Raw genomic sequence first — 16,706 nt, 5'->3', positions numbered from 1 at the left:
TTAGAGTACAGGGTCCAGCCCAATGTCATTAACTTAAGCGTATTGACAAATAAAAGCTAGGAATAGTTCGAGGGTTCTTCTCCTTTGACTATTCCTAGCTTATTTTTTCGGTTCTTGGCATGACTAAATAAGCCCTCTATCTAAGTTTTTTAATTCAGTAAGTGTATCGGTAAGATCGTCTGGATTTGTTTACAGGGGTTTGTCTCTTGGAGGTTCGATTTGGTCGGATAGGTACCAAGTGTTTGATAATCAACTTTCCCATTTCTTCAATGCATTGATTTCGTTTTTCTTCTGTTTCACCTATGACGGATTGGAGAAAGTAGGTTTTCATGATGCCGATGGAAATACCAATATTTCGCCTCATCTCGTATTTGTATTGTTCTTGTGCAATTTTGTTCTCTTCGTTGATTTCGATGATATAAAGCATCACTAAGTTATAAAACCAGACACAACAATAGATATCCTGTAAAATCAGACGCTCGCGTATCCCGCTAAATTCTTCTAACTTCATTCGATTTTTAATGATATTATAGACCGTTTCGATCTCCCAACGTAGTCGATAGAGCTCTTTGAGCCCTTCTAATGAAAACTCTGCTTGTGTTAAATTCGTCATAAGCAGTTCTTCAGAGGTTTTGCCAGTAGTCGAATTGATTAATGGAATCTTGACGAATCTTAAGGAGTAAGTGGTATTCATCAGTTTCGTCCGAAAGGCGCGTTCTTTCCGATAATGATTGGTTTGAAACCGATCAAAAGTGGCAGTGAACGTTTGATCGTCCCCTGAATCCAAGTGCTCCGTATATCGCTTAAGATCATTTCTTTTCATTCGCATGACAAATTTTTGATCATTCTCAATTAGTTGATCCACAAGTTTCATCGAATAATATCCACGATCAAAAGTGGTAATAGTGGGCTGCCGGAGAATCGTTTTCAGTTGATCTAGGTGTTTCGCCGCACAATCGCGCTCACTCGTATTGTAAGGTTCAATACACGTATCCAGTGCAATCTTATTTACACAGTCGTAAAGTAAAGAGACCTTCGCCATGACAGGACCGACAGAACTTGAAGTTGCATGAACGCCATATTTTTCTGCATTTTCATCTGTTGAGGGAAGGATAATATCAGAACCATCAATCGCAGTAATAATGTAGCCATTTAGCTTGGCCAACTGATCATCGTATTTTTCATAAACCATGGATAGATAGTCAGCCATCATTAGATGAATCGCTTTGGGATTGTACTTCATCCGTGCATTATAAAAAGCAACGGTCGAGATATCTAATGGCTTATCTTGATCACCATAAAAGTTAAGCAACTCAGAAAACTGTGAGTGGCCTCTTTGCGAGAACATTTGAAGCATTAGTTTAAGAGGAGTCGTTTTTCTTTTTCGAGTAAATGCTTGTGGGTTCCCTTCACGAATATCTTCTAAATAGATAACCTGTGCTTCTTGTATAAATCCTTGAAAATCACCTTGTATCTTCATTCTCAATCCCTCCTTGGAAATCAGGCACCTTCTAACTTAAGTATAGCTTGAAATAAAAAGAAAAGAAGCAGCTATCGGGAAATTCCCGATAGCTACTTCTTCAAACTGTCAAGTTTCTTAAGTTAATGACATTGGGGTCCAGCCTGTACTCTTTTATTTTACCCAAAAAACCAGTGAAATGGGCGATTTTCTCGTCATTTCACTGGTTTTTCATCGACTTATGTCACAGCCTCTTTTTGCTTTTTATATAGCCGGCCGCAAATAACCAATTCTGTTTATTTTCACTAAAGCAGTTTAGAATAACTATCTAAAAGTAAGAGATTCATTAGAGAGATAGCCTGTAATAAAGGTGTAATATTCCTTGATCAAAGATGGACAGACGGAAGGTTTTTGTTTTTTTATGGAAATATCTTGAAAAATATCCGGAAAATAAAAGAAGCAAAAGCAATTGAATTTGTTGTTGTTTTCTATTTTCAAACGCTGTTAAATGGAATAAACCCTTTCTGTAGGATCAATTTTCCACAATAAAAATAGTAATTTTGGGTAAACGGCTAAATTCTTTATAAATACAACAGAATAAAATAGAGCCGCGCAAAAGATGTCGGTGTTTTTTAATCTGAAAGTTATAATACTTTTGTTGTAATTTTTACGAGATGAAAGTATAATGTGAACAGTGATTAATTAGAATGGCTCACTGTGACCTGTAATGAAATCAGGCGCATGGTTATTTTTTGATTAGTTGCTAACCGAATTACGGGATACAGAGTTTTCAAACTCTTTTCCAAATAAAAAATAAAAAAGGAGGTCTGTCGAATGAAAAAACTTGTTAGTGTTGTTTTAGCAGTAATGGCGGTATTGTTATTAGCTGTCCCTTCTGCAAACGCGGATGGCGCGATCACAGCAGACGAGCAACGTATTTTAACAGAGATGGACAAAGGCGTTACAGTAAGCGGCAAAAACTTTGGTTTTGCAGCTTCAGATCGTGCTCAAGCAGAAAACTACTTGAAACAACACGATGTCTCTACTGCTAATGTTGATGCGGTTGTTGGTTATATCCAACAAGCACGCTCAATTGCTGCAGCACAAAATGTGAATGTTGCAAACATTAATTCTTTACCTGAATTGATCAAAGCGTTCCCACGCGATGTAATCAATCAATTAAAGAACATTGTAACTTCAGCAGCACACGTGTTGGGCTTGTCTGTTACTTTCAGCCCTGGTAGCGTAACAATTACTGAGCCAGCTGGAAACAATGGTTCTACAACTACTACTAAAGCAAAAACAAATACTGTTTATGCTTCTGGTAGTGCAGTAAAACAAACTGGCGCTAATTACGCTGTTAGTTTTGCATCATTCGGAAGTTTATTAGTAGCCGCAGCAGGTGCGTTTTACGTATCTAAAAAGCGTGTTGCCTAAGAAAACTTCTTGGCTAAAGAGACTTGGGGCGGCGCTTGTTGCCCCAGTTGTTTTTTTAGTGATCGGATACTCACTCATGTACGTAATCGGAAAACCTGTCATTCAATTCGTGACATCAACTATACAATTATTCCTACTAACAGATGCGCCGACCTTTGATGCGCAAGCAGCTGAAGATTTTACGGCAGTTAAAGAAGAAGAAGTTCAAGCAAAAGTCAATGAAAACAATGAGCTTCCCTCCAGCGAACTGGAATACCCAGTTGGCGGACAACAATATGGTAGAGTACTTGTTTCACCAATCGGATTGGATGTTCCGTTGTATTTTGGAGATACCGATGATTTATTACGATTAGGTGCCGGACAATTTATGGGCTCCGTCTATCCTGGCGAACAGGGGACAAGCTTAATTGGCGGGCATAACGTCGACGGCTTTGGCAAATTAGCGATGATCAATGTCGGTGATGAGATCCAAATCCAGACAACCTATGGCAATTATGTATTTACTGTTTCCAATAAAGAAGTCGCAAACAAAGAAGATAAAGTGCTCAACGATCTGATCTATCAACGAGATAGACGTGTGGCGCTACTATATACCTGCTATCCTATCGATAGCTTAGGGATGACTGATGAACGGTTATTCATTACCGCAGATTACACATCAGGTCCACTTATTAATGAGAACGAATAGGGGAGAAAGATGAACAAATCAAAAAAATTTGCACGTTGGCTATTAGCCTTCATCAGTTCTCTGTTGCTTTTCTCGTTACTGGCCCTGACTTGTGTAAAGACTACCCTGTTTAATCAAGAATTCATGGTGGATCAAATTCATCAAGCAGATTATGTAACTAGAGTACACGAAGACGTTACCCAACGCATTCAAGACTACGGTCGGGGAAGTAACATCCCGGCAGATGAGCTTGCCGATGTGGTGCCAAGAGAAGTAGTGGAAGAGAATATCGACAACTACATCCGAGGCATTTACACAGGGGTTCCTTTTAATGTAGTCGGACAAGATGAGCTTGCTGAGAACATTCAGACAGCTGTCGAACGCTACGCAGCCCAACAAGGGATTGAAATTGACGAGGCAACTCAGACTAATATCGATCAATTAAACGAAACAGCTGCCGGGGCCTTCGAATCTTATATCGCAATTCCTTACCTATTAGAATACGGACAAAAAGTGATGGCTTACAATCAAACATTGACGCTGTTAATGATCATTGTTGGAGTGGCCTTTTTACTTGTTTTTGTCGGTTTAATGATTACTACTCGCTGGATGCACCGACGCCTACGCTTTTCTGGAGCTGTTATCGGTGGTGCCGGCTTAATGTTGACGGTCTTGCCGTTATATGTTTACTTCAGTGGAGTGATTGATCGGTTAGGGATCATGTCTGAAGGGATGTATCATTTTATTACCAATTATTTGAAGGCTTTCGACTTAACCTTTGTCAAGGCTGGAGTCATCAGCTTGGTAATTGCCATAATCCTCGTGTTAGTTAGTGAAGTCTTGCGTCGCAAAAATGTTAGTCGGGTAAAGGGAGATTAGAATGGAAGAAACAATTAGCTTAGGGGAAATTTTTGACATCTTGAAGAAACGCATCGGCTTGGTACTTGTTAGTCTACTAACAGGTATCTTAATAGCGGGTGCTGTTACTTTTTTCATCATCACCCCTAGATACAGTGCGTCAACCCAGATGATTGCTCAGTCCACGGTGGCTGAAAATCCGAACACCAATCTACAAAACGATATTAACGGCAATGTCCTGCTGATCAATACATATAAGGATATGATCACTGGGGATTTAGTAATTGATACAGCGCGTGATCAGCTGCAGGTCGAAAACAACTATAACTTAACTAGTGAAGATTTAAGAGGGATGATCGAAGTCGAACAATCACAAAATTCGCAAATGTTTCAAGTGATTGCCACCGCCAATCATCCACAAGAAGCAGCAGTGATTGCTAATAAAGTCTCTCAAATTTTTCAAGATAAAGCCCAAGAGGTATTAGGTGTTAGCAAAGTAACGATTACTTCAAATGCTCAGACTCCTACGAAACCAGTTTCTCCTAACAACAAGCTGAACCTAGCCATTGGTGCAGCTTTAGGAATTATGATAGGTATAGGAGTAGCCTTTTTACTGGAGCTTTTAGACAAAACTGTCAAGGACGAACGCTTTGTGGCAGAAACACTGAACTTGCCAATCTTAGGACAAGTGACCGAAATGGGTAAAAAAGAATTAAGCTATAGCCGAAATGCTTCAGCTCCGCAAACGACTACCCATAAAACACCAGCCAAACCAGCAGCTGGCAGAAGACAATCACGGAAGCGAGTGTAGGAGGACGTTATGGCGAAGAAAAAAACTGAAATACAACCAGTAGCGCTAGTAGCAGCGACCGATAATTTTTCAACTACGACTGAGCAGTATCGGACCATTCGAACAAATATCAGCTTTTCATCAGCGGATAAGGATATCAAGACGATGGTGATTACCTCTTCGGGACCTTCTGAAGGGAAATCAACTACTTCGGCGAACTTGGCAATTGTGTTTGCTAGTGCAGGTAGCAAGGTTTTACTAGTAGATGCTGACTTACGCAAACCGAGTGTAGCGATAAGTTTTCGGTTGCCAAATGCGACGGGGTTAAGTAATTTGTTAACCAATCGTGAAGCAACCATCGATCGCTATTATCAACCAGGTCCTGTGGACAATATGTTTGTCATGACTAGTGGACCGAAGCCGCCAAACCCGTCAGAGCTTTTAGGCTCTCAACGTATGCTGGACATTATGGAGGTCATGAAAGAAGAGTTCGATGTAATCATCTTCGATATGCCGCCAGTAGCGACGGTTACGGATGCACAAATTTTAGCTGCTCATACAGATGGCACACTTTTAGTGGTTCGTGAACGCAAAACAAAGAAACAAGATGTAATTAAAGCAAAAGATCTATTAACCCGTGCGCAGGCCAATATCTTAGGTGTAATTTATAACGGTAAGAAAAAAGGCGATTCCGCTGGGTATTATTATTACGGCTAGGAGGAACAAGGATGTTGGATTTACATTGTCATATTTTGCCGGGAGTCGATGACGGTGCTCAGACGATTGACGACAGTATCAAAATGGCTAAAAAAGCCGTGAAGCAAGGCATCACCCACATCCTTTGTACTCCCCATCATAATAGACATTACCAAAATCCCGCGGCAGAAATCATACCTGCGGTTGAAGAGCTGCAAGCTGTATTAGATGACAAAGGAATTCCTTTGACTCTCTTTGAAGGTCAAGAAGTACGAATCCATGATCAGTTGATTCAAGAAATAGAACAGGAACGCATTCTTTTTGTAGATGTAACAGATCAGTATCTACTAATTGAATTTCCTACTGCAGAAATTCCTCATTATGCAGAGACTGTGCTTTATGAACTTTGTCAAATGGGGAAAGTCCCAATCATTGTTCATCCAGAACGGAATCTTGGGTTTCAAGAAGAGCCAAATCAGTTATTGAATTTTTTGAATATGGGATGTTTGGCACAATTAACGGCCCCAAGTATTGTTGGTGTATTTGGAAAGCCAGTGCAAAAATTAAGTCATCGGTTAGTCGAGAGCGGACTAGTGCAGATGGTGGCCTCAGATGCACATCGCTTGAAGCAGCGGGACTTCTATTTGAAGGAAGCTTCAGAGTACATAGTAAAACATTTCGGGGAAAAACGTTGGGAACAAATGGATCAGATGTGTCGCGATATTGTGAACGGCGATCCAGTAGCACCTTTTAATTATCAGGAGTTATTGTGAAGGAGCGGGGAAAATGGATAAGCATGTAGCGAAAGATGAGGTTCCGCCTGTAGTTAAAGTGAAAACTAATTGGTTGGACGAAGATGAAATTAATAGTCGAGTTGGCTTGCGGTTTGTGAAACGAATTATAGATATCGTTTTGAGCGCATTGGGATTAGTCTGTCTGATACCCGTGTTTATCATTGTGACTCTTTTGATGAAAAAGGAAGAGCCAAGTGGACCAATCTTTTTCAAACAAGTACGAGTTGGGAAAAATGGGAAAGAATTCACTATGTATAAATTTCGTTCAATGTGTATTGATGCAGAAGAGAAGCTGGAACAATTATTGGCTAAAAATGAAATCAAAGGCGCTATGTTTAAAATGAAAGAAGATCCGAGAGTAACGAAAATTGGTAAAGCTATTCGTCGAAATAGTATCGATGAATTACCACAGCTGCTTAATGTTCTTAAAGGAGATATGAGCCTTATTGGCCCTCGTCCTCCTTTGCCAAGAGAGGTTAAAGAGTACAGTAGATATGATAGGCAACGATTGTTAGTCAAACCAGGCTGTTCTGGCCCTTGGCAAATTAGTGGTCGAAATGAAGTTAACTTTGCAGAAATGGTAGAGTTGGATATACAGTATATTAGAGAGCAAACTTTAGTGAATGATATTAAGATTATTTGGAGAACTATTAAGGTGATGGTTCGTCCTAATGGTGCATATTAAAAATTTGGAGTAGATATTCAATGTTAAAGACAACGAATCTTTATTTAGGGTCAATGGATAATTTTTTGCGAGAATTAGTTAATAATAAAGATAAAAAAAAGTATTTCGGCATGAATACTGATTGCTATCTTATTGCTTTAAGAGATAAAACATATAAAACTATACTTCAGAGTAAGAATGCAGTAGTATACATTGATGGCATGGGCATAATTTTTGGACAAAAAATTTTAAAAGATTCAGTTGCGGAAGAAAGAATTGCTACTACGGATATGTTTCCAAAACTTTTTGAATTTATTGACGAACACAAGATTAAAGGTAAAAAGATTTATTTATTAGGTGGAAAAAAAGAAACTGTTAATCGAGTGTATGAAAATTTCTCTAGACAATACAAATATCCAATTATTGCTGGATATAATGATGGTTATTCATTCGATCTGGATCATTCAGAGGAAATAATTGAAGATATAAATTCTTTAGGTATAGACTATTTGTTTGTAGGATTAGGATGTCCGTTGCAGGAGAAATGGATAGAACGAAATTTTGAAAAATTAAATGTAAAAAACATTCTATCTTGCGGGGGACTATTTGACTACTATGCAGGAAATGTAAAAAGAGCACCATTTTGGATGCAGAAATGTGGTTTGGAATGGTTGTACAGGTTTTTTCAGGAGCCAAAAAGACTTTTTAAAAGATATTTTTTAGGTAATACAAAATATGCATTATTGATTTGTAAGTACAGGTGGAGGAGGAAGTCATTATAACAATGAGAGATGTGTATCTTTGTGCAACGCCCCTACATCTTTTAATCACTTTAGTAAACATTGCTACAAACGGAAAAACTTCTGTAATTTATTTGGTCTCTCCTTCTGCCGATATGATTCATTATTTTGAACGACTTAAAAATAAAATACTTGAGATTGAAAATGTGGAGAGCGTTATTGTAAGAAAGAGAAGAAGAGTTTGGGATCATCTTGGGATCAGCTTTCTAATTGATAGATTTTACCAGACAATTTATATTAAATCAAAATACAAGTTGTTTTCATTTGCTTGGAATCCGTACAGTCTCTTCTTTTCTTCGAATTACCTTTTTAAAAAGGCAAAGAAAGTAGTATTTATCGAAGATGCTGAACTAATGTACAAATACCCTGAAAATAAAAAAATAAAAAAAATATTAAGAAAATACGTATACAGAATAAATTACGATTTCACTTCTGAAGATAAAGTTGAAAAAATTCTTGTTTCTCATCCTGAAAAATTTCCAATTAATATTCAAAGGAAGTCAGAGTTGCTAGATTTTTCTAAATTGATTTCAAACTTAAAAGAGGACTCGAAAACCAAAATTTTTGAATTGTTTGATTTTGATTTTAACTTTGATAACCAAAATAACGAAAGTGTACTAATAATGACTCAACCATTATCCGAAAATAAGTATATTACTGAAAATGAGAAGAAGAGTATTTTCAATGATATAGTAGTATTTTATGAAAGGAAAGGATACCAAGTTTTTTTAAAAAAGCATCCTCTAGATAGTTCGAATTATCCCTTCGAAGAGAATGTTTCACAAATAAATAAATTTATTCCCTCGGAAATACTTGAGATGGTAAACTATGAATTTTCTAAGGTTGTTAGTATTGCATCGAGTGGGATTTTTTCTGTTCCTAGTAAAGTGAAAATGAATGTATGTTCTGATTTTTTTGATGATCCAAGCTATAATCACATACGCGTATGTTTAAAAATATTTTTAGATAGGGAACTGGCCAATGATTATAAAGAGTAATATAGTTTCTATTTATACTTTTATAGTTTTTTTAATATTCTTGTTTCTACTTAATGAGAGATTATACCTCAGTTACGGTGAACACTCTGGCATATACAATTCATATGTATCAATGATAATTGTTCTTGCATTATTATTAGGTTGCTTTTTTTGTAAAACAGTTTTCTCGTTACAAGAAATAATCTTATTTATCTTGATCGTATCTTTAATTACGCTTAATGGTGTTGTGAAAAATGGTTATATCGAGGAAACAGCCCGATACTTAATTAACTTAAGTATTATATTTTTGAGTTCTAAATTTCATTTTTCTTCTTTGCCTACTTTAGCTAAAATTATTATCATTGACGGCCTTGTGTGCCATTATTTGTTTCCAACATCATTTATTGGTGAAAGAGCTACAGGTTTTTTTCTTACAACACCGACAAATTTTTCACTAATTATTCTAATATCAATAGTGATAATAATAGAGAGTATGAAACATACTAATCAATCTTTTGAAAGTGTTCTATTTTTCTGTTTAGTGTCATTATATCTCATATATGCTTCAGAAACTAGGAGTGTATTACTGTTTTTCGTTCTGTATTTGTTTTACAAATTAGTCAGACAGGCATATAGAAGTGAAAGTAAAGGATTAAGAATTCTCGTAATAGCCCTTTTTCTTTTGATAATACCTTTTTCATATTCCTTTGTATTACAGTTGGTAAACCAGAGAACTGATGGTTACGCTAGTACAAGTACTAGGTTACTCTTATATGAAGCTATTCTAACGAATTTGCGGAATCATCCAGTATCTTGGTTTTTTGGAAATGGTACTGGAACAGCATATAATCTTACTATTTCAATGATAGGTATAAAATTTCCGCCTCATTTTGATTTTCTGGCGATACTCCATGATCTTGGAATTGTAATGATAATAGGTGGTACATTTTTTTTTAAGAGGATATATAATCATTTATACTTAGTAGTAATTGGTCTTGTAATTCTAGCCAATTTTCATAACTTGATTTTTTTTCCTATAGGTTTAACTTATATTTGTATGCTGTGGAGTTACTTGGATTATTTGAATGATTTATAATTTACAAATTATTTTGTAGGAATAGAGATGTAATTTATCATACAGAGTAATCTCAACTAAGCAGGATAAACTCTACTATCTGACTCTTACAACCAATTCTCTTCAATTTAGCGTTTAAAGTTGAAAGAAAGGCTTTAATGCGGCTAAAAGTTGGTATAATTCTATATATGGGTAGTTCTTTTATTTTTTAAGACCAGCTCCTTCTTTTTCTGCTATAGTAACCAAAAACCTGAAAGGCCTCCAACATGAAAAAAATCATCGCAGGAATTCTATCATTGATTGCCAGCTATGGCATTATATACTATTTGGTTATGCCGACATTGATGCATTATCCGCGCTTGGCGGGGATGATGCATCGTTTTGTTTATACGGATGAGGCGCTTTGGGCGTTCTTGTTTTTGAGTTTGTGGTTGTTCTATATTCAGTGGGAGCGGCGGGAGCTTTGGTCGGTGTATGTGTATTTGTTTTATAGTGTGTATGCGCTGCTGATGTTCATCGTGCTGTTCACGAAGGCGGAGCAGTATCATGCGTTGAATTTGGATATTCGACAAGTACCATTGCAGTCGCAGGCGGCAGTGATTGAGTTTGTATTGAACATTGGCTACTTTATTCCGCTGGGGATCTTGTATGGGATGCGTGCGAAGTTGTGGGAAGCGGTCGTGTTGGCGTTGGTGACGATCTTGGGGATCGAGACGCTGCAGTATGTTTTCTACCTGGGAACCTTCGACATCTGGGATATTTTGACGAACTTTGCTGGTTGCATGGCTGGCTATGGGTTGTGCATGAAATTAAAAAGGCAATTTGAAAAAGGTTAAGCCATTGCGGCTTAACCTTTTAGTGTGCCTGCCGTGATAAGCGGCTGCGAATGTCTGTGAATTTTTCTATTTCAACTCCAACGTCAAATCATAAATATGGTTTGCATTAGTATCGCTGGTGTCTTCGGTTGTATACTTCCCGCTGAATCTTATTCTTACCTGATTGATGTCTTTAACGGAATCTAATTCGGTAAGCGGGTAAGCTGCGTAGCCTTCCACTTGGCTGCCGGGGGTTAGGTTGTCGGCGAAATGATCGAATTCGTATAGTCCGCTTTCTTTCACTTCCGTATTGGTTTCAATAGTCCCCAGCTCTGGGAAAAGGCTTAGGTCTCTTTCGGCGTTATTGATGGTATAGTGTGCCACGATGAAGCCGGGAAATTTCTTTCCTGAGAAGTTTTCGTAATTATCAAGCTTGAGTACGGACACTTCGTCGATGCTGACAGTCACACCGGACCAGGTATTGTCCGACCAGGAAACTGGATAGTCCTTTTGGGCAACTACCTCGGCTTCTTTCGCGCCATTATTAGTCGCCAGCTTGCTGTATTTTTCGTGGTTCACCAGCAGATCTTCTTCTTTTACCTGGCTGGTCTCGGTTGCGTCGGTTGAGCTATCTTTAGTCCCTTCATTGTCCCCATCACATGCACCTAATAACAAGCTGCAGCTTAATACCAATCCTAATTTTAGTAACTTTTTCATTATATCCCTGCTTCCATTTGTTTCTTACATTGTATCATTTATAAAGGATGTAAAAAATGGGGCGTGGGAGTAAATCTTATTTTTATTAGCTAAATGACGATCATGACGTATAGTGTGTTTAAAAATTCCGGTCATCTTTCTCCTAGAATAACCATCAAATCACCCGCTATCGCCGCCTCAACTATGATAAAATGTACCCATAAGCAGTTGATAGGGGGAGAAAAAATGACGGAGGGCTTTACCTTTCGAGAGTTGGAGATGTTGCCGGTATCGGTCACGCTGAGTTCTGAGGAAATTAAGAAGAAGATGACCTTCGAGGGTGCGATCACTCATGAGGACTTGAAAAATGTCAGCTTCGACTATTTCATGATGACTAAGCATGACTTGGAAGAATTGTTGGAGAAACTTGGGCCGATCGATCAAGACAAACCGGCGTTGTATCAGATTAAGGGTTCGCTGATTTCCAGCCGTTTAAAAAATGAAGTGGTGGAGGGCTATTATTTGCCGACACAATGGGGCTTCATGCGGGTAAATTTATTTGAAGAGTAGGAGTCGTCGTAACGGACGCTCCTCTTTTTATTGCACCCGACACTCAATCCCAAACTCTTCAATCACCGCTTTGTACTCATCCAAATCCTCAGTATGCAGCTGCGGAATATCCTTCAAGGCATAGTCGCGATCCAAGTAGGTATACTTCTGCTCGCCAAACTGATGAAACGGCAGCAGCTCCACCTTCTGAATGCCCATCTGATTAAACAACCGGGCAAAACCAGCCGCATCCTCCAGCTGATCATTAAACATCGGAATCACCGGCACTCGCACAATCAGCTCCAGATCCTTTTTCAACGCCAACGCCAAATTATCTAGCACCGGTCGCAATGATGTACCAACACCAGCTTTGTGCTTCTCCTCATCGTAGTGCTTCACATCCAAAAACAGCATATCTACTTGTTCAATGTAGCGTTCAAAGACCTCGCGCCGAGCAAAAGCCGTCGTTTCGCTAGCGGTATGAATTCCTTTCTCTTTTAATTGCCGCAGCAGCTCTGTCGCAAAGTCCGCCTGATACAGCACTTCACCGCCAGAAAGAGTCACGCCGCCACCGGATTCTTCGTAAAAAGGTTCATCCTGCATCACTTCAGCGATGATCTCCTCGATGCTTTTGTATTCCCCCACAGTGGTATACGCCTTTTTTTGATTGTCCCACATTTGTTCTGGCTTGCCGTTTTGCGATTCTGGGTTGGAGCACCAGAAGCAGCGCAGGGGGCAGCCCTTAAAGAAGACCACCGTGCGGATGCCGGGGCCGTCGTGGAGGCTGAATTTTTGGATATTGAAGATGCATGCTTTCTCCATTTAAAAGAAACTCCCTTCTTGTCACCTACAGTTTAGCAGAAAAATATCGTTACGTAAATACAATTAGTTACGAACGAAACTGAAAAACTAACCTCTAATTGTGACAGAAACCAGAATATGGTACACTAAATTCAAAACAAAGGAGGATTCTATGTCAAGAGAAGAAGATATTATTTCGATCGTAAGTCAAAAGAAGAAAATCGAAGTCAATCAGCTGTCTGAGCTGTTGAATGTTTCTAAAGTGACGGTTCGAAAAGACCTGGACAAGCTAGAAGCCCGCGGAATTATTCACCGCCAGCATGGCTATGCGCTGCTGAATAATTCTGATGATATAAATTACCGTCTGGCCCACAACTACGACCTGAAGCGCAAGATTGCTTTGGAAGCCGCCAAGATTGTGGATGATGGCGAGATTGTGATGATCGAGTCTGGCTCCACCTGTGCTTTATTGGCCGAGGAGCTGGCCTTCAACCGCAACGAGATCACGATTATTACCAATTCCTGCTTCATTGCTTCCTATATAAGAAAAGCCGAATCAGTGAAGGTGATTTTACTAGGTGGGGAATACCAGAAGGAATCGCAAGTCAACGTTGGTCCCCTGGTGAAAAAAGTCGTCAGCGAATTTTACGTAGATAAGCTGTTTGTGGGAATCGACGGCTTTGATGAAAAGCGGGGCTTCACTGGCAGCGACATTACCCGTTGCGATACCACCAGAACCTTGGCGACTGCAGCGAAACAAACCATCGTCCTGACTGACTCCAGCAAGTTTACCCAAAACGGTGTGATCTCAGAGTTTGGCTTTGATGAAGTCAGCAAAGTCTTCACCGACAGTGGCATTCCCGAAGACAGCGCAGCCTTCCTAAAAGAAAAACAAATCGAAGTCTCTGCCGTATAAAAGTAGGCGAGGGTCATTTCATTCAAGAATAGAAGCACAGTCCGGTAGTAAACCATTGTTTGCTGCCGGATTTTTTTGATCTATTCACTATTCTGCAGCTGAGTAGGCTTCACCAGCGTAAAGGACTAAATCATCCGAAAACTGCACACTTGTGCAGTTTTTATAAAAGAAACGATTCTCTCGGATTTCGATTGACCGTGCAAGCCTTCACATGATATTATAGTTACGAAAGAAGTTATTATTTATTTCGAACGTAAATAGGAGGAAGCGCGATGACTACCCAAGTAAAGGAAAGAACTGAAGAGCAGCAACCGTATTTTGGCCGTTTAACCGATCGGATGAATGAGTATCGGGAGTCGGTCCTCACCAAGAAGCCGTACATCTGTGCCGAACGGGCATTGTTAGCCACAGAAGCCTACCAAGAATACCAAAATCAGCCAAACGACATGAAACGGGCCCTGATGCTGAAGAACATTTTGGAAAAGATGTCCATCTACATTGAAGATGAGACCTTGATCGTCGGCAACCAGGCGGCTTCCAACAAGGATGCGCCGATCTTCCCTGAGTACACGCTGGAATTTGTCATGAATGAGCTGGATTTGTTCGATCAGCGAGATGGCGATGTCTTCTATATTACTGAGCAGACCAAAGAGGATTTGCGTTCGATTGCCCCATTTTGGGAAAATAATAACCTTCGGGCCAAAGCGGGGGCCTTATTGCCTGACGAAGTATCTGTCTTCATGGAGACCGGCTTCTTCGGGATGGAAGGGAAAATGAATTCCGGCGATGCCCATTTGGCGGTGAACTATCAAGAGATGCTGAAAGTCGGCTTGAAGGGCTACAAAGAACGGGCGCTGAAGGAAAAAGCCGCCTTGGATCTAACTCAGCCGGAAAGCATCAAAAAATACCATTTCTACAATTCAGTGGTCATCGTGCTGGATGCGGTGAAGACTTATGCTGAGCGTTTTTCAGCTTTAGCCAAAGAACAAGCGGCCACGGCTGAGCCAAAACGCCAAGCAGAGCTGTTGGAAATCAGCCGTATTTGCGCCAAGGTTCCTTATGAACCAGCGGAAACCTTCCAAGAAGCGATCCAAGCTGTGTGGTTTATCCAATTAATTTTACAAATCGAATCCAATGGTCACTCGCTATCATATGGCCGTTTCGACCAATACATGTACCCTTATATGAAGGCGGACCTGGAAAGCGGCCGCAGCACCGAAGCGGAAATGGTGGAGCTGTTAACCAACCTGTGGATCAAGACACTGACAGTCAATAAAGTCCGCAGCCAAGCCCATACCTTCAGCAGTGCCGGCAGTCCGCTGTACCAAAATGTCACCGTTGGCGGCCAAACTCGCGATAAAAAAGATGTGGTAAATGACCTGTCTTACCTAGTCTTGCGCAGTGTTGCCCAAACGAAATTACCGCAGCCGAACTTGACTGTCCGTTATCATTCTGGCTTGGATGCCCGTTTCATGAATGAATGTATCGAAGTGATGAAGCTGGGCTTTGGGATGCCGGCCTTTAACAATGACGAGATCATTATTCCATCCTTCAAGAAGATCGGGGTTACCGAAGAGGATGCCTACGATTACAGCGCCATCGGCTGTGTCGAGACCGCGGTGCCTGGCAAGTGGGGTTATCGTTGTACCGGGATGAGCTACATGAACTTCCCGAAAATTTTGATGATCGCCATGAACGACGGCATCGATCCGGTGTCCGGCAAACGCTTTGTCAAAGGCTACGGCCATTTCAAGGATATGCATTCCTATGAAGAGCTGCAGGCCGCTTGGGACAAAACCGTCCGCGAGTTGACTCGCATGAGTGTCATCGTGGAAAATGCTATCGACCTAGGATTAGAGCAGGAAGTACCAGATATTCTGTGTTCAGCCTTGACGGAAGACTGTATCGGACGGGGTAAAACCTTGAAAGAAGGCGGCGCCGTGTACGATTTCATTTCCGGCCTGCAAGTAGGGATCGCCAACCTGGCCGATTCACTAGCAGCCATCAAGCAGTTGGTTTATGAAGAAAAACGCGTCACCCAAGACGAACTGTGGGAAGCTTTGATGACCGACTACGGCAGCCAGCGCAGCAAAGAAATTCAAGAAATGATCCTAAATGAAGTACCAAAATACGGCAACGACAACGATTATACCGATCATTTGGTGACGGATGCTTACGACAGCTATATTGAAGAAGTCAAAAAGTATCCCAATACTCGTTTCGGTCGCGGACCCATCGGCGGCACCCGCTACTCAGGTACGTCGTCCATTTCCGCCAATGTCGGACAAGGCCGCGGCACTATGGCAACACCGGATGGCCGTAACGCCTGGGTTCCGTTAGCAGAAGGCTGTTCACCGTCTCATAACATGGACAAAAACGGCCCAACTGCCGTACTGAAAACTGTCTCCAAGCTAAGAACCGATGAAATCATCGGCGGAGTGCTGCTGAATCAAAAGGTAAACCCGCAAACCTTAGCCAAAGAAGAAGACAAACAAAAATTGATCATGCTGCTGCGGGCCTTCTTCAACAAGCTCCACGGCTACCACATTCAATACAACGTCGTTTCACGGGAAACACTAATCGATGCCCAAAAGCATCCCGAAAAACACCGCGACCTAATCGTCCGGGTTGCCGGCTACTCCGCCTTCTTTAATGTCCTGTCGAAAGCCACACAAGACGACATTATCGAACGGACTGAGCATGTGATTTAAA

General features: G+C 40.5%; 16 protein-coding genes. 13 read left to right on the top strand and 3 right to left on the bottom strand.

What is annotated here, in order from left to right; translation table 11 throughout:
* Positions 1 to 154: 154 nt before the first annotated feature.
* Positions 155 to 1,480 carry an IS4 family transposase gene (locus JZO70_RS04615; protein ID WP_207672373.1) on the bottom strand — a complete coding sequence of 442 codons (1,326 nt, stop codon included), beginning with the start codon at positions 1,478 to 1,480 and terminating at the stop codon, positions 155 to 157.
* Between the two features lie 813 nt (positions 1,481 to 2,293).
* Here JZO70_RS04615 and JZO70_RS04610 point away from each other — a divergent pair.
* From JZO70_RS04610 to JZO70_RS04565, 10 genes are all read left to right on the top strand, one after another.
* Entirely contained in the window at positions 2,294 to 2,896 is a 603-nt protein-coding gene (locus JZO70_RS04610; protein WP_207672372.1) for a hypothetical protein, read from the top strand.
* A 76-nt stretch (positions 2,897 to 2,972) separates the two neighbouring features.
* Positions 2,973 to 3,584: a class D sortase gene (locus JZO70_RS04605; RefSeq protein ID WP_207672371.1), complete on the top strand. Its 612-nt coding sequence runs from the start codon at positions 2,973 to 2,975 to the stop codon at positions 3,582 to 3,584.
* Between the two features lie 9 nt (positions 3,585 to 3,593).
* Positions 3,594 to 4,442, top strand: a complete 849-nt coding sequence (locus JZO70_RS04600; protein ID WP_207672370.1) for a hypothetical protein — start codon at positions 3,594 to 3,596, stop codon at positions 4,440 to 4,442.
* Position 4,443: 1 nt separating this feature from the next.
* A complete protein-coding gene (locus tag JZO70_RS04595) occupies positions 4,444 to 5,232 on the top strand; it encodes a YveK family protein (RefSeq protein ID WP_207672369.1) in 789 nt (262 codons plus the stop codon).
* Positions 5,233 to 5,241: 9 nt separating this feature from the next.
* A complete protein-coding gene (locus tag JZO70_RS04590) occupies positions 5,242 to 5,928 on the top strand; it encodes a CpsD/CapB family tyrosine-protein kinase (protein ID WP_207672368.1) in 687 nt (228 codons plus the stop codon).
* Between the two features lie 11 nt (positions 5,929 to 5,939).
* Positions 5,940 to 6,680, top strand: coding sequence for a tyrosine-protein phosphatase (locus tag JZO70_RS04585; protein ID WP_207672367.1), 741 nt, complete (start codon positions 5,940 to 5,942; stop codon positions 6,678 to 6,680).
* Between the two features lie 13 nt (positions 6,681 to 6,693).
* Positions 6,694 to 7,386, top strand: coding sequence for a sugar transferase (locus JZO70_RS04580; RefSeq protein ID WP_207672366.1), 693 nt, complete (start codon positions 6,694 to 6,696; stop codon positions 7,384 to 7,386).
* A gap of 20 nt (positions 7,387 to 7,406) precedes the next feature.
* The gene (locus JZO70_RS04575) at positions 7,407 to 8,147 is read left to right on the top strand and encodes a WecB/TagA/CpsF family glycosyltransferase (protein ID WP_207672365.1); all 741 of its coding nucleotides are present in this window, start codon (positions 7,407 to 7,409) and stop codon (positions 8,145 to 8,147) included.
* Between the two features lie 2 nt (positions 8,148 to 8,149).
* Entirely contained in the window at positions 8,150 to 9,163 is a 1,014-nt protein-coding gene (locus JZO70_RS04570; protein ID WP_207672364.1) for a polysialyltransferase family glycosyltransferase, read from the top strand.
* A gap of 1,320 nt (positions 9,164 to 10,483) precedes the next feature.
* Entirely contained in the window at positions 10,484 to 11,053 is a 570-nt protein-coding gene (locus JZO70_RS04565; RefSeq protein ID WP_207672363.1) for a VanZ family protein, read from the top strand.
* Positions 11,054 to 11,119: 66 nt separating this feature from the next.
* Here JZO70_RS04565 and JZO70_RS04560 read toward each other — a convergent pair whose 3' ends face one another.
* The gene (locus JZO70_RS04560; protein WP_207672362.1) at positions 11,120 to 11,749 is read right to left on the bottom strand and encodes a hypothetical protein; all 630 of its coding nucleotides are present in this window, start codon (positions 11,747 to 11,749) and stop codon (positions 11,120 to 11,122) included.
* Positions 11,750 to 11,974: 225 nt separating this feature from the next.
* Between JZO70_RS04560 and JZO70_RS04555 the strand changes: the two genes are divergently transcribed.
* Positions 11,975 to 12,298: a hypothetical protein gene (locus JZO70_RS04555; protein WP_207672361.1), complete on the top strand. Its 324-nt coding sequence runs from the start codon at positions 11,975 to 11,977 to the stop codon at positions 12,296 to 12,298.
* A gap of 27 nt (positions 12,299 to 12,325) precedes the next feature.
* Here the strand turns inward: JZO70_RS04555 and JZO70_RS04550 are convergent, their stop codons facing one another.
* On the bottom strand, positions 12,326 to 13,099 hold the full coding sequence (locus tag JZO70_RS04550; protein ID WP_207672360.1) for a glycyl-radical enzyme activating protein: 774 nt from the start codon (positions 13,097 to 13,099) through the stop codon (positions 12,326 to 12,328).
* 151 nt (positions 13,100 to 13,250) lie between these two features.
* Here JZO70_RS04550 and JZO70_RS04545 point away from each other — a divergent pair, with 151 nt between their 5' ends.
* Both JZO70_RS04545 and JZO70_RS04540 read left to right on the top strand, forming a co-directional pair.
* Positions 13,251 to 13,994: a DeoR/GlpR family DNA-binding transcription regulator gene (locus JZO70_RS04545; protein ID WP_207672359.1), complete on the top strand. Its 744-nt coding sequence runs from the start codon at positions 13,251 to 13,253 to the stop codon at positions 13,992 to 13,994.
* A 272-nt stretch (positions 13,995 to 14,266) separates the two neighbouring features.
* Entirely contained in the window at positions 14,267 to 16,705 is a 2,439-nt protein-coding gene (locus tag JZO70_RS04540) for a glycyl radical protein (RefSeq protein WP_207672358.1), read from the top strand.
* Position 16,706: the final 1 nt, after the last annotated feature.

It is taken from the genome of Candidatus Enterococcus moelleringii (genome assembly GCF_017377575.1).
Lineage (GTDB): Bacteria > Bacillota > Bacilli > Lactobacillales > Enterococcaceae > Enterococcus_A > Enterococcus_A moelleringii.
The sequence above is the reverse complement of the archived record's forward strand: the minus strand, read 5'-3'. Positions and strand labels throughout refer to the sequence as shown.

Coding starts and splice junctions, on each gene's coding strand:
- JZO70_RS04555 (WP_207672361.1), top strand. CDS start 11,975: ATGACGGAGGGCTTTACCTTTCGAGAGTTGGAGATGTTGCCGGTATCG.
- JZO70_RS04570 (WP_207672364.1), top strand. CDS start 8,150: ATGAGAGATGTGTATCTTTGTGCAACGCCCCTACATCTTTTAATCACT.
- JZO70_RS04600 (WP_207672370.1), top strand. CDS start 3,594: ATGAACAAATCAAAAAAATTTGCACGTTGGCTATTAGCCTTCATCAGT.
- JZO70_RS04580 (WP_207672366.1), top strand. CDS start 6,694: ATGGATAAGCATGTAGCGAAAGATGAGGTTCCGCCTGTAGTTAAAGTG.
- JZO70_RS04545 (WP_207672359.1), top strand. CDS start 13,251: ATGTCAAGAGAAGAAGATATTATTTCGATCGTAAGTCAAAAGAAGAAA.
- JZO70_RS04610 (WP_207672372.1), top strand. CDS start 2,294: ATGAAAAAACTTGTTAGTGTTGTTTTAGCAGTAATGGCGGTATTGTTA.
- JZO70_RS04590 (WP_207672368.1), top strand. CDS start 5,242: ATGGCGAAGAAAAAAACTGAAATACAACCAGTAGCGCTAGTAGCAGCG.
- JZO70_RS04565 (WP_207672363.1), top strand. CDS start 10,484: ATGAAAAAAATCATCGCAGGAATTCTATCATTGATTGCCAGCTATGGC.
- JZO70_RS04550 (WP_207672360.1), bottom strand. CDS start 13,099: ATGGAGAAAGCATGCATCTTCAATATCCAAAAATTCAGCCTCCACGAC.
- JZO70_RS04560 (WP_207672362.1), bottom strand. CDS start 11,749: ATGAAAAAGTTACTAAAATTAGGATTGGTATTAAGCTGCAGCTTGTTA.
- JZO70_RS04605 (WP_207672371.1), top strand. CDS start 2,973: ATGTACGTAATCGGAAAACCTGTCATTCAATTCGTGACATCAACTATA.
- JZO70_RS04575 (WP_207672365.1), top strand. CDS start 7,407: ATGTTAAAGACAACGAATCTTTATTTAGGGTCAATGGATAATTTTTTG.
- JZO70_RS04540 (WP_207672358.1), top strand. CDS start 14,267: ATGACTACCCAAGTAAAGGAAAGAACTGAAGAGCAGCAACCGTATTTT.
- JZO70_RS04615 (WP_207672373.1), bottom strand. CDS start 1,480: ATGAAGATACAAGGTGATTTTCAAGGATTTATACAAGAAGCACAGGTT.
- JZO70_RS04595 (WP_207672369.1), top strand. CDS start 4,444: ATGGAAGAAACAATTAGCTTAGGGGAAATTTTTGACATCTTGAAGAAA.
- JZO70_RS04585 (WP_207672367.1), top strand. CDS start 5,940: ATGTTGGATTTACATTGTCATATTTTGCCGGGAGTCGATGACGGTGCT.